Origin of the sequence: Paenibacillus sp. FSL R7-0048 (assembly GCF_038004505.1) — a bacterium.
GTDB lineage: Bacteria > Bacillota > Bacilli > Paenibacillales > Paenibacillaceae > Paenibacillus_AQ > Paenibacillus_AQ odorifer.
The window spans coordinates 3754594-3775033 of the sequence record NZ_JBBORF010000001.1 but is presented as its reverse complement, the minus strand read 5'-3'; the positions used below and the strand labels follow the sequence as shown (position 1 = coordinate 3775033).

The 20440-nt window shown below is 42.4% G+C and carries 15 protein-coding genes; 2 read left to right on the top strand and 13 right to left on the bottom strand.

The window, feature by feature from the left end:
- Window positions 1–286 precede the first annotated feature (286 nt).
- The 9 genes from NSQ91_RS16830 to NSQ91_RS16790 all read right to left on the bottom strand — a co-directional run bounded on the left by NSQ91_RS16830 (window position 287) and on the right by NSQ91_RS16790 (window position 13009).
- Window positions 287–1495 carry an SGNH/GDSL hydrolase family protein gene (locus tag NSQ91_RS16830; protein ID WP_076126551.1) on the bottom strand — a complete coding sequence of 403 codons (1209 nt, stop codon included), beginning with the start codon at window positions 1493–1495 and terminating at the stop codon, window positions 287–289.
- Between the two features lie 17 nt (window positions 1496–1512).
- Window positions 1513–3744 (bottom strand): FAD-dependent oxidoreductase, encoded by a 2232-nt coding sequence (locus NSQ91_RS16825; RefSeq protein WP_340918950.1) that lies wholly within the window; start codon window positions 3742–3744, stop codon window positions 1513–1515.
- 84 nt (window positions 3745–3828) lie between these two features.
- Window positions 3829–5454, bottom strand: a complete 1626-nt coding sequence (locus tag NSQ91_RS16820; RefSeq protein WP_340391764.1) for a response regulator — start codon at window positions 5452–5454, stop codon at window positions 3829–3831.
- Window positions 5451–7190 (bottom strand): sensor histidine kinase, encoded by a 1740-nt coding sequence (locus NSQ91_RS16815; protein ID WP_076190274.1) that lies wholly within the window; start codon window positions 7188–7190, stop codon window positions 5451–5453. The genes NSQ91_RS16820 and NSQ91_RS16815 overlap by 4 nt, the downstream gene beginning before the upstream one ends.
- Window positions 7191–7380: 190 nt before the next feature.
- Complete coding sequence (locus tag NSQ91_RS16810) at window positions 7381–8967, bottom strand: extracellular solute-binding protein (RefSeq protein ID WP_076190275.1); 1587 nt, start codon at window positions 8965–8967, stop codon at window positions 7381–7383.
- A gap of 66 nt (window positions 8968–9033) precedes the next feature.
- Complete coding sequence (locus tag NSQ91_RS16805) at window positions 9034–9903, bottom strand: carbohydrate ABC transporter permease (protein WP_036677077.1); 870 nt, start codon at window positions 9901–9903, stop codon at window positions 9034–9036.
- A gap of 13 nt (window positions 9904–9916) precedes the next feature.
- Window positions 9917–10864, bottom strand: a complete 948-nt coding sequence (locus tag NSQ91_RS16800; protein WP_036677080.1) for an ABC transporter permease — start codon at window positions 10862–10864, stop codon at window positions 9917–9919.
- A gap of 461 nt (window positions 10865–11325) precedes the next feature.
- Window positions 11326–11907, bottom strand: a complete 582-nt coding sequence (locus tag NSQ91_RS16795) for a TetR/AcrR family transcriptional regulator (protein ID WP_076126541.1) — start codon at window positions 11905–11907, stop codon at window positions 11326–11328.
- A 91-nt stretch (window positions 11908–11998) separates the two neighbouring features.
- Window positions 11999–13009: a fumarylacetoacetate hydrolase family protein gene (locus NSQ91_RS16790; RefSeq protein ID WP_076190276.1), complete on the bottom strand. Its 1011-nt coding sequence runs from the start codon at window positions 13007–13009 to the stop codon at window positions 11999–12001.
- Window positions 13010–13174: 165 nt separating this feature from the next.
- Between NSQ91_RS16790 and NSQ91_RS16785 the strand changes: the two genes are divergently transcribed.
- The gene (locus NSQ91_RS16785) at window positions 13175–14197 is read left to right on the top strand and encodes an MBL fold metallo-hydrolase (protein ID WP_340918945.1); all 1023 of its coding nucleotides are present in this window, start codon (window positions 13175–13177) and stop codon (window positions 14195–14197) included.
- A gap of 202 nt (window positions 14198–14399) precedes the next feature.
- Here NSQ91_RS16785 and NSQ91_RS16780 read toward each other — a convergent pair whose 3' ends face one another.
- From NSQ91_RS16780 to NSQ91_RS16765, 4 genes are all read right to left on the bottom strand, one after another.
- The gene (locus NSQ91_RS16780; RefSeq protein WP_076190278.1) at window positions 14400–15224 is read right to left on the bottom strand and encodes a hypothetical protein; all 825 of its coding nucleotides are present in this window, start codon (window positions 15222–15224) and stop codon (window positions 14400–14402) included.
- An 85-nt stretch (window positions 15225–15309) separates the two neighbouring features.
- Window positions 15310–15903 (bottom strand): RNA polymerase sigma factor, encoded by a 594-nt coding sequence (locus NSQ91_RS16775; protein WP_340918941.1) that lies wholly within the window; start codon window positions 15901–15903, stop codon window positions 15310–15312.
- 224 nt (window positions 15904–16127) lie between these two features.
- Window positions 16128–17003: a stalk domain-containing protein gene (locus NSQ91_RS16770; RefSeq protein WP_076190280.1), complete on the bottom strand. Its 876-nt coding sequence runs from the start codon at window positions 17001–17003 to the stop codon at window positions 16128–16130.
- Between the two features lie 397 nt (window positions 17004–17400).
- Window positions 17401–18282: an AraC family transcriptional regulator gene (locus tag NSQ91_RS16765; protein WP_339187094.1), complete on the bottom strand. Its 882-nt coding sequence runs from the start codon at window positions 18280–18282 to the stop codon at window positions 17401–17403.
- A 117-nt stretch (window positions 18283–18399) separates the two neighbouring features.
- On the opposite strand from NSQ91_RS16765, the gene NSQ91_RS16760 reads away from it, so the two are divergent.
- Window positions 18400–20421 carry a DUF5054 domain-containing protein gene (locus NSQ91_RS16760; RefSeq protein WP_340918938.1) on the top strand — a complete coding sequence of 674 codons (2022 nt, stop codon included), beginning with the start codon at window positions 18400–18402 and terminating at the stop codon, window positions 20419–20421.
- Window positions 20422–20440: the final 19 nt, after the last annotated feature.

The following is a 20440-nucleotide window of genomic DNA, read 5'->3' as shown; positions in this document are numbered from 1 at the left end:
GCCTCCCTTAAGTTGATAACGCTTACAAAATAATAAAACCCTCCTTTGTTCTAAGATCATAAAGAAGCAATCAGCCGTATTCTTCTGGCTAATCCCGCTCCGTCGTTTTTATCATAGCATGTCACGTAACTGTGAAATTTCTTTGATTTCAAGAATTTCTTATAAGATTTTAAGCAAGAAGAAACGACTTTGTCTTCCTTTAAAAAAGAGACCTACATCATAACTGGCCGCTCAACTGCAGTCAGTATGATATAGGTCTTTCAATTGGAGAAAACCTTATGATTAATTATAATGGCGGCTGCACCAATAACAACTTCCCAAGCTGGATCACCGTTTGATCATACCAATCTGGATGCTGCCGAACATGCTCAATACTTCGTTCATTGCCGCATGCCTCAAATACAGCCGCTTTGTCTGTCTTTTCGGTATCGACTTCGAAGCGCACCGTATGTTTCCCATTCGGGAGCTCCGGCAAGAATACATACTGATTACGATTATGATCGTTGTGTAGTGTGAATCGATCGACAATAAAGGGTTCCCCACCATCCACCGACACCTTCAATCTGCCAGAATCAGGCCCCCCGATATCGAATAACCCGATATGGGTTCCCTCGAACTGCACCGTAATAGCCTCTCCAGGATCGACTGCTCGCCACAGGCCGGGGAACAACCAATTGTACTCGCGTACTAAAGCACAATCATCGGGAGTCATGTAAGACCATCCTGCGGAAAAATCGGTAAGACTATCCAATGACAGCATGCTCGCATATTCCCAAGGATTAGCCGGGACCAACGGATTCTGAGGTAAGTGATGTACTGACCTTCCTGGATGATCCTGAAGTTCTCTAATTTTTTCAAATGACCGGGTGATCGTATCCGTGTAAATCTGATGTCCTTCGGGAATAGTCGGATGGATCGAATCATGTGTAAAAACAACGGCTCCGGAAATGGACACGTCTTCCCTTGAGGTGAAAACGAGTTTTCCCTCCGACACCAAGTGACTGACCGCTACGCCCAGATGAATCGAAGGAATACCGTAATAGTCGGCCACTTCCTCTTGCATTAGAGCCCCCTTCTGGTATTCTCCAGACTGAAATAAGGCCACATCCCGCTCCTTCAGCGTATAAACGAACAGGATATCAGTAAACCGGCTCCGCTTGCGGATCTGACGGACAATCCCTTCGATCCGCGCCTTGGATTCGGGATCTCCGCCATCATTACCGACAAATTCAACAAATACTAGATCAGGTCGATGACGCAGTACATCTGTCTCCAAACGGGCACAACCCAAATCCGATCCTGTCCCATCAATGCCTGCATTCACAGAGCGGATATCCGCCTTAGGATATTGCTTACGAAGCCAATCCGCCGTCATAACCCTGTAGCCTTCAGAACGTGTATTACTGCCGCCGAAATAGACGATTGTTACGGTATCCCCATTTTCCAATTTTTGAATTATATTGGGGAGCCCTTTACGAGGGAATAATTCCTTCATCGTGACTTCACCTGTCCTCATTTATCGATTTTAGGAGCAAACAATTTCACAGCAAACACTTCAAAATAAGGCGAACCATAAGTTGCTCCGAAATTAATCCGGATTCGGGTTACACCATTCGCATCTATCTTATGTTTATTCAACGTGAGATAATTTCCACGAGTTATGATTGTCCTCTCGTTTCCGTCTTCTAAGGTCAAGGTCATATCATAATCTTGGATAAGGGACTCAATCGGGTCGTTGAAATGCTCCAAATCCAGCTGCGAATTAAAAACAAGATGGATTTCGTCCAGATTTTTGGGGCTTGCAAAACAGAATTCCAACCATTCCTGTCCTTCCGAATGTTCAGAAATCCAGCCGTTCGGTTGGCCATAAGGTCTGGAGTAGCCATTGACAACATTCTCAGGACTATACATATTCTGAGCTGGCATCAGGTCCTTAAAGCAAATGCTCTTATTGAATTTCTTCAGCCTGGACGGCTCTTCCGGCCTATAGTGGAAGCTGACCGCTCCTGTCAATTTCTCTTCATTACCGTATATGGCAAGGCTCGCCGTGCCCTCCAATATGATGTAGATTTTGTCGTCAGCCGGTTTCTTGCAGTCCAAGTCTAGCGTAATCCAGTCGTCATGACCGGCTGTAATAACCAAGTGGTAGTCTCTCAACTCGCTGGTTGGAATGTAGTTTTCCTTCCATTCCCCGCCAAAAAGCTTCACATGTAGAGTTTCCGAATGCTTGGAGCTATTTTTAATTTTGAACCGTACGCTTTCAGCCACGGATGTCTGAATCGGCAAGACCAAACATAACCCTTTCTCCAAGGAAATCTCTTCGGTTGGATGAAGATTGTCATAGCTGCGCTGAGACGAGGCACGAATAGTTAATCCGTCAGCGAAGTAAGGATCCAATTCCTCTTGAAGGCCTACAATGGTTTGTCCGTCTCGAAGCAATAGCGTCTGCAGCTCCCCCATATGAGCTTCGACTATGGCCGCGGGGTCTACCTCATATTTCGAGCACAACGAAGCAGCCGTTCCAACCGCCTGCCCCATACAACCGCAGGTTGCCATAACCCTTGTAGATCCGAAAGCCACATGGGTAGCACTTATATTGCGACCAGCGAACATGAGATTAGGAATATTTCGTGAATATAAACTGCGGAAAGGGATATTGTACAATCCAGGCACGAAATTCCAAGCTGTAGCCGGTCCCTCATCGTAGATGCCCTTATTAGCATGTAAATCCATATACCATCCACCGACGGATACAGCATCTTCGAAATGCGGCTTTGCTGTGAGATCGTTCTGAGACAACATGTGATCCCCAATAAACCGCCTCGACTCCCGCTTTCCCGGGATCGGGCATACATAATCCAAAATGAGATTGTCTACATCATCAAATTCACCGCTATTTTTGAGATAATCCCAAATCCCGTATACCAATTTCCGCAGCTCCAACGCGATATCTTCATTATTTTTGATAATATCCATATGTCCGCCGTATTCCAGCCACCACAATCCGCCAAGCCCGTTGATTTTTCTTGGAAAAGCCCGATGGTTTAAGCCTTTTCTGATACTATCGAAAAAGGCCAACTTCGTAATATCATACGCAAAGCCAGGTCTTTTGTATGGAACGGAATATCCTACGTCACGGGCTTGAAACAGGATCGTATCGCCCATGGTGTAATGGTCCGCCACTTCAGGAGCCAATTCTTCCTTGTATTCATGTTTCGCTTCTCTCCCCCATCGGAAGAGAGCACCTGCCTGATATCCGACAACTCCATCTCCAGAGCAATCGATATAGGTTCGGCTTTCAAAACGGAATTTCCTTTCGGAAGCCAATTGAAGGCCTTCCACCCATTTAATTCTGCCGTCCTCCATGCCCGTCTCATGCACGCATGTATTCAGAAATAGAGAAATGTTAGGCTCAGCATAGACCATATCCAACAAGACCGTATCCGAAAGCGAAAGCATCAGCTTCTTGTTGTATAACGGATTATAGTGGAAAATCTTCAACTTGAGTTCTTCCACCAACCCTCCTTCGCGTGCATAATAGGATGGACTGTTTCCGAGATATGCCGACCCGTTGATATGAACCCTGACCTCGCTGCTCGCATTTCCCCCAAGAACCGGTCGATCATTAATAAGTGACACTTGCAGCCCTTGGCGTGCGGCAGCAATGGCAGCGCATATCCCAGCAATACCTCCGCCGACGACGGTTACATCTCCTTTAATAAGCTCCATTTTGATAACCTCCATGATTAGATCCTTCTATCATGGTAATCCTTTTGCTCCCTTTTTTTTTACATGATTTCGCGAAAAAATCACACATTTTTTGCAACCTTAATTGGATTCATACCGTGTCATTTTTATCCGATATTGCTTAGGAGTATCACCCGTATATTCTTTAAATAATTTGCAAAAATAACCTTCATTCACAATTCCTACTTCCTCACACAATTCCAATATAGAATAATCCTGAACATTTAACAGCTCGAGAGCTAATTGGATTTTTTTACGATTGATGTAGCTGATAACGCCTTCATTCATTGTTTTTTTGAATAAGCTGCTAAAATACGATGGAGCTAAATTCACTTCCTCGGCAATCGCCTCGAGCGTTAATCGCTGTTTCAGATTTTTCTCTATAAACCGCATAGCACTCATGATTTCTATACGATGCAAAAGTTGGCCAGCGTGCACATATTCAAAGGTAAAGTCGCCAATATAGGCAAGCTGCTCCCGAAAAGCTAAAAATTCTATGGGAAACTCTGCTACTTCCGTGGCCAACTTGTTCCCCGATTTAAACTTCACAATAATGTCTCTGTACAAGTCTCTTAACATAGGCGCCATAATGGACTTATGGATTTTATGGTCCGTAACAAATTGGTTCAGATCAGCAAATGCTTTCTCCAGCTCTTCCTTGGAAACCTTTCTTTTCACCCCAGCAAGAAAATCAGCCAATTTCTGCTGAAATTCTTCTTTTCTGTCATTATGGTAATGGAACCGATGCATGGGTGTTTTTACTACTTTCTCTGTATGATAATAGAAATCATCACTCACATTTTGTGCTTCCGTGTAAGCTTGTTTGATGGATTCCCAGCCTCGGTGTGGACCTCCAAAAGCGACGGATACCCTTTGATTCAAATATTGATGCAAATGGGAGACGATCTGCCCCCCCAATGTCTGGCAATCATATTCCGTTTCCAGATCACTACGATTATTTTCCCAGGATAGAAAGCCAATAAACCGATTATCGGATAGATCCGCAGCTACACCACTGCCACCATTCATCACCGTTTCTTCGATTATATTTGTAATCGCATACCTCAATATGTTCTGATCAGACGCTGAATAATCATTTCGGAAACTTTCATACATATTCATTTCGACAATAAAGCAGCGATAGTTGGCTTGAAAGAAATGAAACTGCATACGATTGGCAAAATCTGATGCCCGATGAGAAGGGATTTCGCCTCTGATAAGCTCGTTAAAAAATTGCTTGCGGACTCTATATTTATTTTCAAGCACGGATACGTTTAAAGATTGAAATTCCGCTTCTTTTTTCTTAACTTCATTTAAAATCCCGGCTGCCTTATCTAAAGCTCGATCCAAATCCGCATCTCTGAGCGGAACCTTAACAATGTACTCCAATACGTTGGCTTGAATAGCTCTCTGGGCGTATTCAAAGGATGAATAAGCGGTCAAAAGAATGAATTGGGTATGGGGAAGCTTTGGCTTTAGCTGCTCAATCATGGAAATCCCATCCATTCGCGGCATGACGATATCAGATATTACGATATCCGGCTTAAGCTTTACGATCTCCTCTATCCCCTTCAGCCCATTATTCGCTTTTCCCACTAAATGAAATCGCTTATCCCTAAGGGAGCGCTCGTGAAAAAACAATTCCAATCTCTGAATGATTAGATCTTCATCGTCAACAATGAAGCAGGTGTAGTCTCTCATCATCATGCATCTCCTTTAAACAAGCCTGCTGGGAATAAGGCGCGAACCCGGGTTATTTCCTTAGGTATGCTTATGATTTGGAGCCCGAACTGTTCTCCGTAGTGAAGTCTGATTCGGTCATGAATATTATTTAACCCGATTCTTTTCCTTTTCAATTCCACATCCCCCGGTTCTGAAATTAAAATATGCTTTATTTTATCAGTTGGAATTCCCTCGCCCTGATCAACTACTTCTATGATGACGTTGCCACCCTCCCTGTACGCGTGAATAGTAATAGGGCCTTCGATCCCCCCTCCGTTATAACCATGGAAGATACTATTCTCCACAAGGGGCTGCAACAGCATTCGAAAAACCGGAAAATCTATTAGCCCTGCTTCGATATTTTCGATTAAGTGGAAGTTTCGGTTATAGCGGATGTTCTGGATCGCGATATAGTCTGATACATTTTGCAATTCCTGACGCAGTGATACCTTCTCCGAAGCGTCGGCTATCCCATATTCCAATATTGAAATGAGAGACTCGATCACCACATCTACTTTCTCTATTTGTCCGAGTCGTATGACATTACTGATAGAACCAAGCGTGTTATACAGAAAATGAGGGTTTATTTGAGACTGCAGCACTTGAATTTCCAGCTTTCGTTCAAGTTCGTTATGAAGCTCTGCTCCCCGAATCAGTTCCACAATTTGCTGCAGCATACGATCGAATGCTCGGGAGAGATCTCCAAACTCATCATTTCGGTTAATCGATATTGTAGTTGTGAGGGAGCCTTGCTCCACCCGCTTCATTTTTGTTTTGAGTGCATAGAGCGGGTTCCTTATATATTTGGCAATAAAGAAGGAAACGAACAGACTTAAGAGAAAACCAGCAGCTAGAAGCTCGATATAATAGGTTTCCAATCTGGATAAAGCAGCTTTCAAGCGTGATTCATCGTTGATTGAGATGATGGTCCAGTTGAATTTTTCAGTCGGTTTTTTTAGAAGGGAAACTTGAATCCCCTCCTTGGTGTGCAGTTGAAGGTTTGTTTCTGTAGTATCCAGAATTTCTTCTGCTGACGTTTCACCGATTGAAAAAGTATGATCTTGAACATTCAGGGGGCCTTTATTTTCCGAAAATCCGGCAATGATTTTTCCCGATGCGGTGATTAGAGCCAGATTCATTTGTTCTTTTTTATTAATCTTGAACAAGGTATCTTCAATGGCATTTAGATCTAAATCTACTGCAATGGCCATAGGAAACGGAGCACTGTTCAGATATCGGACCATCGTAACTGTCCAGCCGGAATATTTAGATTTGTAAGGATCACTGACAAATGTAATCCTTCTATTCTTGTCAGCTGCATCAAACAATGGTTCTCTTTCAGCTAAAGGTTCATCAAATATTCGGGTAGGTGTACTTCCGCCTAGAATAGATAAATCGTTTTTGATCAAATAAATATTACTGACGTAATTACTGTTGAGTTCATAGAGCTCTCTTAATTGCTTTTTAATCACGTCCGGATTGTCAATGTTGGCTTTCACCGATGACTCGACCGAGAACAGCATCGTCTGGAAGGAGGAAAAATTAACTGTGAAATACTGATCAATCTTATCAAGTATTTGGTTGGTGTAATAAATGTCAGAGGTTCTTATTTCCTTTTGGACATAACGATAAGACAATTGGCTTATCAAGATTATGCAGCTTAATACAAATGCAAACACGATAAAAAAAAGTTTTAAAGGCAAGCTGATTCTTCTTCGCATCGATCATCTTCCTTTTAAATCTGTAATATACAAATAATAGCATATGATAAGAAGAAACGCCTTCGGCGTCCTTTTTAAGGACGATAAGCGTTTCTTCGAAAAATAGAAGGATAAAGTATAAAGTAAAACTTATACTTTCTTATATTTCAATAAAGAGAGGGGCTAATTATAGCCGCTCTCTTCGTTTGATTTACTTGATTAAGCCTGCTTCTTTAAATTGCTTGATTACTGAATCTTTATACTTCTGCATGTCAAACTTAGTTTCCAATGTATTAAGGAAATTGTCCCAGTTCGAAAGAGGCTCTTTGCCAGTCATAAATTTGACCAAGCTTTCATTAATGTAGCGTTGGCGGTCAGCAGCCAATGAATCGTTCGGGTCTTCAGTCAATAAATTCCCGGGCAACGTAGCCGCCACGTATTTCTGATTGTTCTCAAAAGCTTCTGCCGTCTTAGGATTCTGGAAGCTGAAGTACTCAGCATCATCACCACGACGCGGCATTCTATAATGATCGACCCATAAGTACTTTTCTTTCATTTCCTTTGATAATTCGGAGGTTTTATTTTTGATCTTGCCGTCTACCAAATCCCAATGAATCCCTTTAATTCCGTATGCAAAATTCGGATATGCGTCTTTGTCGGTAAAGAGATAATTCAGCATGGACAAGATCCGAATGATTTTGTCCTTATCCGCTTTCTTGGATATGGCCCATGAATTGCCTTGGAACGATTTTCTCTCTACAATTTGATCACCATAAGGACCTGTCATTGGAGGAATGACGATCCATTCCGGCACCTCTCCACTGATTTCTTTCATTTTTTGCTGATAATCTGGTTCCAGCCTGCGGGCATCTCTTATCATAAAGCCAACTTTACCCTTAAATAACTTTTGGTCCAATAAATCGGGAGTATTCATCGTCACCCAGTCTGGATCTACAACTTTAGCTTCCATCATTTTATTGATATAAGCGAGTGCTTCTTTCATTTTTGGGTCGGTAAACAGGAACACTGGTTCATTGTCTTTCACATCAATGGCTGAGGGAGGATTGACTCCAAACATCCACATCAAACTATCGAAGCCATAGGTTTGCAGATTGCCTTCTTTATTCATACCGCCTATGAATCCGTACGTATCATTTTTACCATTGCCGTCCGGGTCTTTCTCTGTAAAGGCTTTCATAACTTCAAATAGCTCGTCAGGTGTTGTTGGCACTTCCATATTCAGCTTTTTCAGCCAATCATTACGGATAAAGAAGCTTCGACTAATACCGTTTACGTTATCATAACCTGGAACCCCAATGGTTTTTCCCTGATAGGACATCGCCTCCCAGGAGTCGTTGCTAAAACGTTTCTGCAGTTCAGGGAATTGATCCAGATACGGTGTCAAATCTGCAAGAACGCCTTGGTCATAATATTGCGCGAGATCAGCCCGGCTCTTTAAAAAGATCAAATCTGGAATATCTCCGCCAGCAATGAGCGTATTTAATTTAGTCGTTGCTTGCCCTGATTGAGGAATCATCATTTCCAAGTCGATATTTACTGCTTTCTCCAACATTTGGCGTTGGATATCTTCTTCACGGGGAGGAATCGGAGCAGCAGCATTGAAAGTTCCTTGGTTAAACATCGAAATTTTCAATTTGGTTTCAAAGGGACTAGACTGGCCTTGTGAATTACCCGAAGCTGTCGATGTAACCTCTTTTTGTTCCCCACAGCCTGACAATACTGTTCCCACACCGACCATTGCTGTCAGAATAGCAAATGTAATCGCTTTACGTTGCATAATGACCTCTCCTTTGCTTCTATATTATCACGGTTTCCCCGTAACAACTCAGGTTGGAATATCTTTTTAACCTTTAACCGATCCCAAGAGCACACCTTTGGTAAAATGCTTTTGCATAAATGGGTAAACGATCAAAATCGGAACTGTAGTTACGACAACTGCTGCCATTTGTATAGCGAACGTACTAACAGCTCCGGTATTGGCAAGCGAATCAGCACTTTGTGTTGCGACGTTAAGCAGGATGTTGCGCAAGATCACTTGAAGCGGCATTAAGTTGGAATCATTGATATAAACAATAGCATCGAAGTAACTGTTCCAATGCCCGACTGCGTAAAATAAAGAAATTGTGGAAAGGACGGGCAAGGACAGAGGTAAAATGATCCGCCATAACGACTGAAGTTCACTTGCACCGTCTACCCTCGCTGATTCCTCGATTTCAGCAGGCAATTGCTCGAAAAAGCCTTTAATGATCACCAGATTAAATGCACTAATGAGATTTGGAATAATCAGTACCCACGGACTGTTTAGCAATCCCAGAGAGCGGACTAGTAAATAAGTCGGAATTAATCCTCCCCCAAACATCATGGTAAAGACAATGAATAGTAAAAATGGGCTGCGACCCGGCAAATATTTTTTGGATAACGGATATGCCGCGATTACCGTAAAGAACACATTGAGAGCAGTGCCTACAATCGTTCGAAACAATGTGATTTTATACGCCTGCCCAATACCATGAGAAATGAATACTTCTTTATAGGCTAGAAAGGTAAAGGTTTCTGGTATAATAACAATTCCTCTTCTTAGCACTTCCGATTCTGGCGTTACTGAAACAGCAACCACATATAGAAAGGGTAGTAAGCAAAGTAGAGCTAGCAAAATAAGAATAAAATAAACGAATGCTTGCCAGACCTTTTCTCCGATTGTCAAATTGATCATTTTGATAACCACCTCACCAAATTTGCCCATCGAATTTTTTGGCGAGCTTATTCGCTGCCAACACTAAAACAAATCCGATGACCGCTTTAAATAATCCCACAGCAGTAGCCAAGCCAATCTTAAGTCGCTCGAGCCCTTCACGGTATACCCATGTGTCGATAATGTCGATCTTCTCCTGATTAAAGCTGTTGGCAAACATGAATATTTGGTCAAAACCAGCATCCAGAATATGGCTTAATTTAAGGATCAGCATCAGAATCATCACGCCTCGAATGCCGGGAAGTGTTACATGCCATAGCTGTCTCCACTTGGAAGCGCCATCAATTCTAGCCGCTTCATATAAGCTTGGATCGATTCCTGCTAATGCTGCAAGGTACAATATCGCTCCCCATCCAATATCCTTCCATATTTCAGATAAGATGATCAGCAGTCTGCCCCAGGCAGGTTCCGTTAGGAATGAGATGGGTTCAACTCCAGTTTCCTTCAAGATCATGTTAAAAAGACCATCCCCTGGGGCTAATAATGCCACCATCATTCCATAAACAATGACCCATGATAGAAAGTGGGGTAAATAAGTGATCGTTTGTACGATTTTCTTAAACCATTGGGTATAAACTTCATTGAGCAGCAAAGCAAGTATGATAGGAGCTGAGAAACCGAACAACAGCTTATACAGGGATATGATAATCGTATTTCTCATGATGTCCCAGAAATAAACGCCGTTCATAAAATCTGTGAAATTTCTAAATCCCACCCATGGGCTATCCCATAGTCCCAAAGCTAGGTTATAGTTTTTAAAGGCAATAATGATTCCCGCCATAGGAATGTATTTGAATACGGCAAAGTAAACTAATGCCGGGAACAAGAGAGCGTACATCACTTTATACTTTTTTATCGTCCTTATCCATGAGTTCCGCTTTTTGGGGAGGGGAATGGCGTCCGCTGCCAATTTTGCTTGCATATCATCACCTCGTCTTTATTTGTATTTGTATAATAGCATCCCCCTACTGGATAAATTTCTGTAATTTCAAGAATTTCTTATAAGATATTAAGTAAGTACAGCCCTGGATAATTCCAATGCAATAGGCATGATTGTCTTGATTTAAAGCTGTACAATAACTCTGGCTCGAAAGTTTGAGTATAGACCAAATACAATCCTGAGGACCCAAACAAAAAAAGCCCTAGAAAAAATTGGGCTTAATTTAATGAGTCATGTTTTTTATATAATGCATCCACGTATTTTATTTTCCATTACTAAAAACTACATTCATGAGCAAAAAAAGGTATCCTCCATCGTGGAAGGGTTACCTTTTACTTCTCCAATGTTCCATCTGCAACGATTGTTCCATGCTTAATAATTACCACATCATCAACCCTCGCTGCATGCTCTTCCATTAGATGAATGGGATAAATCAATAATGCTTATGACTGGGCTAAAATTCCTTTAACAAACAATGAGACACTATGCTTGTAGAACTCTTCCTCGGTGACGAATTGGGATTGATATTGCCGGTGAATCAGCTCGCTCATCTGAAATCCGTAGCACATCGAGAGAAAAGACATTGCGACAAGACGCTCATCCTGTCTGGCGATAACTTTTTTCTTCTGCAATCGTTCAAAATATTCAACCAGCAAGGAGTGAAGCTTCGCCGGCGGATCCGCGAGCACTCTGTCTAATTCGGGAAGCATTCCTTTGTCGCGGATGCCAATCAAAATGATGTCCGCATTTTTATGGAAAAACAAACGGTACTGCTGACTTACATTCAGCAGATCGACTTCCGGATTATCGGTCGCTTCCTCTTTTAACAGCTTCTCAAATTGCGGAATATCCGAATGTCTTTCAATGATGGCTTCCAATATGCCTTGCTTGCTTCCAAATTGCCGAAAAATCGTAGATTCATTGACTTTAGCTTCCGTTGCAATGGCTTTGGTGCTTACTCCCCGATAGCCATTCTTTTTGATGAGCTGTGTCGCGGCTTCAATGATTCTGTCTGAAGTTTGCATTGTAGTTCTCCTTTTGCATATGTTAATCCTATTCTACTACAAGTTCTGCATATGCAGCAGGGTCGGGGTTCATCATTTTGATAAACGTTTTTTAAGGCAAATCGCTTCTTTTTTCCCAGCGGCTTGGTTCCGTAATCTTGACATGATCAGGCACCAATTGCGTGAGCGTGCCTAATTTATCAAATGTAATCTGGATTCGGTCAGAGGGCAACAGCCATTCTTCGGTCTCGATTGCGCAGCAATCCGGTATCGTCCCCATTCCAATAATCGTGCCCGGGAGCGGCGTGAAAACTTTGAGAACCTCCTCCATCACTTTTGCAGGGTGTGCAGAATACTCGGATGTGCTCCCCTTCCAGTGCAGTCTCTCCCCGATGCATACATTCACATCCAGTACCAGCGGATTGTCGATTTCATCCGGCGTAACCAGAAATGGCCCTATGCCTTTGCTGCGATCAAAATCTTTGCAGCGCGTCGGTCCGGTCAGCCCCTGGAAATCCGGCCATTGCACATCGCGGACAGTACTGTCATTAAAAATAACATAACCTGCAATGCAGTTCTCCATCCCTGTAACAAAGGCCAGCTCCGGCTCAATATCCAGGTAGGAAGAGTACGAAGGCCAATGAATCGTATCTCCATCGCCAATTAATGCATTATGGTTACATTTGTAATAACTGAAAGTTACTTTATTCGGATCTTGCTGGAATTTTTCAGCGATTTTTTGTTTAAGCTCTTCTCTTTCCGGCCCTGTATATTCTCTTTGCAGCAGATTTACGCCAGCATTTCTCAGATGTCTTGGCGTCAGCCCGAAATCGATAAGCGCAGCCGGATTTGGAACTGGCGGCAGCAGTTTTACCGCTACAATCGGGCAGATTTCATTTTCATTAAATTGATGCGACTGTTCGACAGCATATTGCATCAACTCCTTAGCGGCATCATAACTTGCCGGCAAATAATGAAGATAGCTGTCCATACTTTCAAGACTGTCAACGAATGTTCCCTGCTTTTTCATGATTGCGGTAAAAGACACGACAAATTTCTCGTTAATTACAAGCCCAAACAAAGGTTCCTGGGATATTTTGGTTTGAAAGGTTACTAGCTTCATGTTGCAGCGCCTCCATACATGTAGTGTGATGTTGTTCTGTTACTATCATATCGTACAGCATAAATGCATGCAAGTACATGCTTGCATTTATGTTTTCCGTTCTCTATAATAAAGCCATAGTCAGTATGCCTTATCCTAAAAACATATACGTAAAGGAGAATTTTTATGAAGTATGGACGTATTATCCAAAAACCTCGCGTTAAATTTTTTGAAGTCGCAGATGGCGTCTTTGCTGGTATTTCGCCGTATCGCGGGATCAGTTGGGCCAATGCCGGATTCATCAACAAGGGTGACGGGTTGGTGTATGACACGTTTTTCGATTTGTTCCATGCGCGGGAAATGCGGGAGGCTTTTATGGAAGTAAGCAATGGCGGCTCTCCCGCATATGTGGTGAACTCGCACTATAACAGCGACCATGCCTGGGGAAACAAAGTGTTTGAAGATGCTTGTATTATTATGCACAAGGAAGCCTCCAGAGAGCGTCTCACCGAAAATATCGCTTGGATGGACAGCGTCATCAGAAGAGGAAAAAATTCTTCGGAATCGACTCCGGGCGAACGGTTTTTTGCAGCGGAATTTGAAGGATTTGACCTGGAAGGCGTAGAATGGGTGCTCCCGAATATTGAGATAAAGGACGATATCAACATCCGTCTTGGTGATACAGAAGTTATGATTCACAACGTAGCTCCAGCCCACTCTGATAGTGACTTACTGTTGTGGATGCCAAAAGAAAAAGTGCTGTTCGCTGGCGATGTCGTGTTTAATGGTTGTACGGCATACAGCAAAGAGGGAACCCTCAATTGGGTTAAAGTGCTTGATCGCATTATTGATGAAATTAAACCCGAAATCGTTGTTCCAGGGCATGGCGCCATTTGCGGCTTGGATTTCGTGAAGGAGCAGAGAGACTACCTCTTGAACCTGATCAGCGAGTTCAACAAGCATTACAATGACGAAATCGATTCCTTGTCCCTGACCAAGCAAATGGATATTTCCCGCTTCCTTCATTGGATTCAGCCAGAACGCTTGTATGTTACAGTGGATATCCTATTGAAAAGCAAACGAGGGTTACCACCCCATCCAGTTTGGAATGAGGTGCCTGCTAAGCTGGAAGACATGAAAGCTTTTTTGGCTGGAAAATATGACAATCAGATCAAGCCATGGGACCCTATGAGTGTTTGGCAAGAATAGCAATTTACAGCTAACCTATGAAAAACAAAAAAACGGCCCTGTCGCAAATGATGCGAACAGCGGCCGTTCTTTTGCATTGTTCCACGGAATTAAAATCGGTGCTTAGAAACGATTATGATAAAAAATGAAGAAGGACTATGGTTTACTAGAGGGGAATCCCCCCAATTGGATGGGAGAAGATTCCCGTTGTTTTTAATATTTATTATTCCAAATAGCCTTTTGCAATTTTCATCAAAGTTTCTTTGCTTACTTTATTTATGTCTCCACGTAAAGTATAGGCGTATTTCACCTTTTTGTCTGGGCTCTCGTATACCCATTTCAGCTCGTGCGTCTGCGAAGGAGCAAATTCTGTATGCAGCATTTCTACTCCCTTCACTTGAACCTTCTCCTGCTTAAATTCAACCTTCTCGTCAATATACATTGTAGGATCGCTCTTTCCACTCAGATTAGTGATATTAACCCCGATTTTATCTTCGCCATTTTGATACGTAGCAAAGAGAAGGAAAAACTGATCTGTCATTTCAACCGGCATCATGGCATATCCCTGATTGGATTCTTCCGCCTGCCTTCTCAGCTTTTCTGCCATTTTCTTTTTTTCTTCCGAAGAAGGAGGATTCACTTCCTGAGCATTTTTAAAGATTACGTCCGCCTTTTGGAATGTATAATTTCCATTGACTTTGTCTGCGATCTTAATGGATTTATCCGTAATCTTATCTCTCAATTGAGAAAGATCTTGGAAGATAGTCACCTTCGTTCCAAGAATTGTTTCATGATTCGGATTATTGGCAACCATATAGAACAGCCCAGCTTCCCCGTTCTTTAGCACCTTATCCTTAAGTTCATAAAATGCCTTGTAACGCTCTATCTCATCTTTCGATTCTGTTTTTCCGTAATCTTTCGTCGATTTAGTCTCATATACGACTTCGCCATCCTTATTCGTCAAAGAATGATATTGAACTGCCGCATAACCTGTGGAGGCCATTAACATCATCCCTACACACGCAGTCAAAACAACTTTATATTTCATAAAAAACCTCTCCTTTTCTTTTGGCTTAGCATGTAATATTCTCATTACTTTTCCTGTCAAGTCGGCGTCGGGAATGCTCGGGTCATCAAACAGTCTTTTCAAATCCCGATCCCTGTCCATATTCATACACTCCCACTCCCTTCACTTGAGCATAATACTTTCGAAATTTTGCAGATGCACGTTCGTACTTTTTACGAAGGCTGGCACTGTTTTTGCCGAGAATCAATCCGATCTCCTGGTAGCTTTTATCCTCGACACAACGTAAGATTAACAAATTACGCTCTTCCGCCGATAATTTTGCCATGGCTTGATGTACGGATTCATCAAAATAGTTGGCTTCAATATGCAAATCGACTTCATTATTTTCTTTCTCATCTTGGTAAAAGAAAGGCAAATATTTCACCAACTTTCGCTTACGGATGATGTCGATACATTGATGGTAGGCAATCTTGTATACCCAGGCACCAAAATCCATCTGATATTGGGTATATTTTTTCAAGGTGCTGAAGGTCTTCAAAAATACCTCCTGTGCGTTTTCCTCGGCTTCGGCATAATTGCCCAGCATGTGATAACAGTAGAGAAAAATCGGTTTTTGATAAATCTCCATGATTTTCTCGAATTGTTCTGTGTTCCCATCCAACACATCTACAATGATCTGATTTAACTCCGTATCATTCAAGCTGTCTCCCCCCCTTTCACTCTATACAACGAAGAGCTCAACCTAAAATGTGACTGCAATAAAAATCTCAAGAATAAATCTTCTTTATTAACCCCTCGTTTTTTAGCATCTCCCCTGGCACATATTGCTTTTCAAACTTTAATATTAATAAACATAACAAAGAAGCCCTTCTTGTGAGGGCTTTCTTTGTTTTTCTTACTCAAATATCAGGAGCCTATGAATAATTATTGAGGTTGAAAATCTGAGAACCCTGAGATTAGTACCCTCAACCCCTTGCTGACGCTATCGACCTTCCATACACCATTCGTAAATACGAGAGTGATCGTACGATCCTCGGCATATTGATCTTCTCCTGTTAGACCATTTGCCAATATAACCGATTGCGCAAGCGTGGCTAAAGTCTTGTTAATGTATACTGGCGACGAGGCAGGCGATTCATAGGTACTAGCTGTATTCAAGCCTTTATTTTGAACGATAGACTTAATTAATTTATCGGTAAAGTACGGTTTGAAGTAGGAACTAATATTTTTATTTGAAGAGATATCAGCTGCTTGATTTAATTTATCGGAGAGTTGTTTTAACCGTGGATCCATAATTTTCTGCTTATCAGAGATTTGAATAGGTTGTTGCTCCATGTTGACTACGAGTTCCTTACCCCCCAATGTTATGGTCGCCTGCTTAGACTGTTGGTTCCATAAGACATTTGCACCTAGCGATTGACCGACAAAGCGTAGCGGAACATAGGTTGTTCCTTTAATGACCTGCGTGGCAGTATCTATATCAATATATTCCCGGTGCGGAATATCCGGGTTATCTGTAGTCGGTGGTGATTCAATAATTGCGCGTTTGAAATTTGCAGCAAGCCAGAGGGTCGAGTCTCCATTTTTAATCTTTACTTCTTTCTCCGTTTGAAACCATTCCACACTTGCGCCTAAATTTTCTGAAACAGCTCGTAACGGAATGAGAACTCGACCGTTGTTAATTTGGCCGTTATTTATGATCGTAGGTTTGGATGTATCCGCTGCAAAGCTATGCACCGGTATTACTGGAAGCACAAGTAAAGCTGAGGCAAATAAGGAAATCATCAATTTTTTCTTCATAATAAAACCTCCCATAATAGATTTATCTTAATAATAGAAGTTTTCCTTTCTTATTTTGTTTGAGTTGTTTGAATACCCAAATTGTTATAAGTTTATCCAATATTTATACACTATTACATGCAACGAATCTAGAGAAACTTCCATACTATTAATGAGCTGTAGCGTAAGCGATGCTGTATCTCAGAATCGCGTCCGTAGAAACATCAACAAATTGCCGAAAGCTTTAAGCGCTTTATTTGACTTGAAAGATTTAAGTACATCCAATGCGCTAGTTGAGAAGCACTGTCCGGGCCGGCGTTCGAGAATAAACCTGTTCATCAAGTCCTGCCGATCAATCTTTAAGTTCATATGACCACTCCGTTATATGACGAGTGTTTTCAAAATTTCAATACCAAATTCATCGCTGCATATTCTGCTTTCTCCAGGCCTTCGGTGTCACCCCTATCATTTTTTTAAATACTGTAGCAAAATGCTGACTTGTCTTAAATCCAAGTTCCATGGCAATATCCGTGATGGACATCTTCGATTCCTTCAGCATCTGGCTTGCACAATCTATACGAACTCGTTCCATATACACTATAGGCGATTGTCCATTCGTCTCTCGGAACACACGATAGAAATGCGACTCACTCAACCCGAACTCCTTTGCAAGCTGTTCAATTGAATAACGAGCAGATGGATTCTGCTGAAGTCTGTCCTTCAGCTGCTGCGTGTAGGTATGCATGTTTGGGGAATGCACAACAAGCTGCGAATGATGAAATAGATGCAGCAAAATTTCCATGACATAATGCCGAAGTTGAAATTCCAGCAGTACCGTACTCTGGTTCTGTAGAAGCTGCTTCAATTGTTTGAAATAGACGACAACGTCCTTGCTGACCAATTGAATGCGTGGACAGTTCTGCATCCAATTAACGAAGATCTGACGCTCCTCCTCTTGAAGCCCGAACCATTCCTTGTTTCGGGCTGGGTCGCGAATAATCATCCACCAAATGGTGGATGGACCAATATAATCAAATTTGGCACGGTGCCGTTCCCCCGGACTTGTATGTATAACTTGCTGGGCATTCGTATGGTATGTTTCGTCTCCGATCTCCCAGTCGACAGCCCCCTGATCAACATAGACGAATTCGTATGCATCCTCATGCACATGATTCGTTAAAGGCATCGCTTTGCTAAAATGGTCATACCCCATTAACAATAAATCCTTTACTCGAGCCGAGTTGCCATTCTCTCCCTCTATGACATATACCCACCGTTCATTTTTGATATAATTCGCCACAATCTATACTCCACCTCTGCATGATTTGTTTCTGATCCTATTCAATATAAATCGAAAAGTCAAATGAGATAAATTGCTATACACTGAAATCGTGATTATGAGGAAGGAGCGATGAACTTGAATCAGAGCGCAACACACATTCACGTTATATTCAAAACACACTTGGATATTGGCTACACGGATTTCGCGAAAAATGTGACGGACCGATATATGAGGCGATTTTTTCCAAGTGCGATTCAAACAGCGAAATATTTTGCCGAGAACCCGGAGAAAGGTTCCTTTATCTGGACAACGGGCTCATGGTTAATCCATCATCTATTAAAGCACGGTTCCGACGAAGTAAGACAACAAGTCGAAGAAGCGATTGCAAAGGATTATTTAAGATGGCATGGTCTTCCTTTCACCACATATACCGAGTTATATGATCGCGAATTGCTTGACTATGGCATTCAAATGGCGACGCGACTTGATGAGCGATTTGGCAAGCGTACGATCGCAGCCAAAATGACGGACGTTCCCGGTCATACACGCTCGTTAATCACGCATATGGCAAAGGCTGGTCTAAAGTATTTGCACTTAGGCGTTAACCCTTCCAGCAATGTTCCTAACGTTCCTGAAATGTTCTTATGGCGAAATACGGACGGATCTGAAATTGTTGTCCACTACAGCAAAGATTACGGCACAACCTTTGACATCGAAAGTTTGAACGATATCCTTTACTTCGCGCATACCCATGATAATCATGGCCCTTCTACGGTGCAGCAGATTGAAGCTGAGTTCGCCAAGCTGCGAGAAGCTTATCCGCAGGCAGTGATACAAGCTTCCACATTAGACCAGTATGCCGAAAAGGTATGGGCTATTCGTAATACCTTAACTGTCGTAGAAGAAGAAATCGGCGACAGCTGGATTCACGGTTCTTCCACCGACCCTTACAAATTAGCATGTTACCGAGAATTGCTACGCTTGAAGAGTAAGTGGCTGCAAGAAGGGGCGTTAACAGACAGCGATGAAGAATATCGCAATTTCTGTGATGAGTTAATTATGATTCCTGAGCATACGTGGGGTGTAGATATCAAAAGATATCTTGCAGATTATATCCACTATGGTAAAGATGACTTCCAAGAAGCACGCATACGCGATAAGGTCGATATCAACTTAAACCCGCTGGAATATCGGTTCTACGAAATGAACTCCCGCGCTGAAATGATTGAAATGTTTGGTGAGGAAGCCGATGCCAAGCTAAATGCACGTTCCTTTAGTCTTATAGAGAAGTCTTGGCAGGAACAGCGTGAATACTTGAAACAAGCAATCCAAGCACTTCAACCTGAACGACAAGAGAAAGCCGAAGTTGCCCTGCTCGCGTTGAAACCATCTCGTAGCACTCTAACGGATGCAACTATCTTATCAAGTGACCAGCCTTATGTATTAGGAGATTTTGAGGTTGTGTTTGAGGATAGTGGCGCAATTGTCGGACTGAAAGATGCTCGCGGTCGGGCATGGGCCGGTCCAAAAAATCAAATTGGTTTATTCTCCTACGAAACTTATTCGCAGGCCGATTATGACCGATGGTATCGTGAATATCATCTCAGATGGAGACATACGCATGTGTGGGCAACCGGAGATTTTGGGAAACCAGGGATGGACTTAACCCACGAGTGGATAGCACATGAAGTTATGACACCAAGGCTTCAGTCTTTGCAGGCTGTCTTTTGTGAAGAGCAAGATGTCGTGCTTGCAAACCTACGTATGCCGAGAGCGGCATGTGAGCGTATGGGCGCTCCACGGGAATTAACGCTTGAGTATGTCTTTAAAAAACATACGCATACAGTGGAATGCAAGCTGCAGTGGTTTGACAAAGATGCCTATCGCCTTCCTGAAGCTTCTTGGATGAGCTTTAATCCGATCGTGAACAATCCAAATCAATGGAAGCTGGACAAAATCGGACAACTCATCTCACCTTTGGATGTCGTTCAAGGTGGAAATCTCAACATGCATGCGGTTCAGCAAGGGATGTACTATGCAGCAGCAGATGGAAAAGTGCAAATCGATACGTTGGATGCTGCACTTATCTGTCCTGAAAGCCACGCTTGCTTCAGTTTGATCATACTTTTGCTCCGCTTACCGGAGGTATGCATGTGAATTTGCATAACAATGTATG

What these genes read in the sequence shown, in the direction of transcription:
- NSQ91_RS16830 (WP_076126551.1), bottom strand. Translation starts at nt 1,495, where the DNA reads ATGAAGGAATTATTCCCTCGTAAAGGGCTCCCCAATATAATTCAAAAA.
- NSQ91_RS16790 (WP_076190276.1), bottom strand. Translation starts at nt 13,009, where the DNA reads ATGAAGCTAGTAACCTTTCAAACCAAAATATCCCAGGAACCTTTGTTT.
- NSQ91_RS16805 (WP_036677077.1), bottom strand. Translation starts at nt 9,903, where the DNA reads ATGATCAATTTGACAATCGGAGAAAAGGTCTGGCAAGCATTCGTTTAT.
- NSQ91_RS16800 (WP_036677080.1), bottom strand. Translation starts at nt 10,864, where the DNA reads ATGCAAGCAAAATTGGCAGCGGACGCCATTCCCCTCCCCAAAAAGCGG.
- NSQ91_RS16785 (WP_340918945.1), top strand. Translation starts at nt 13,175, where the DNA reads ATGAAGTATGGACGTATTATCCAAAAACCTCGCGTTAAATTTTTTGAA.
- NSQ91_RS16770 (WP_076190280.1), bottom strand. Translation starts at nt 17,003, where the DNA reads ATGAAGAAAAAATTGATGATTTCCTTATTTGCCTCAGCTTTACTTGTG.
- NSQ91_RS16810 (WP_076190275.1), bottom strand. Translation starts at nt 8,967, where the DNA reads ATGCAACGTAAAGCGATTACATTTGCTATTCTGACAGCAATGGTCGGT.
- NSQ91_RS16825 (WP_340918950.1), bottom strand. Translation starts at nt 3,744, where the DNA reads ATGGAGGTTATCAAAATGGAGCTTATTAAAGGAGATGTAACCGTCGTC.
- NSQ91_RS16780 (WP_076190278.1), bottom strand. Translation starts at nt 15,224, where the DNA reads ATGAAATATAAAGTTGTTTTGACTGCGTGTGTAGGGATGATGTTAATG.
- NSQ91_RS16795 (WP_076126541.1), bottom strand. Translation starts at nt 11,907, where the DNA reads ATGCAAACTTCAGACAGAATCATTGAAGCCGCGACACAGCTCATCAAA.
- NSQ91_RS16820 (WP_340391764.1), bottom strand. Translation starts at nt 5,454, where the DNA reads ATGATGATGAGAGACTACACCTGCTTCATTGTTGACGATGAAGATCTA.
- NSQ91_RS16815 (WP_076190274.1), bottom strand. Translation starts at nt 7,190, where the DNA reads ATGCGAAGAAGAATCAGCTTGCCTTTAAAACTTTTTTTTATCGTGTTT.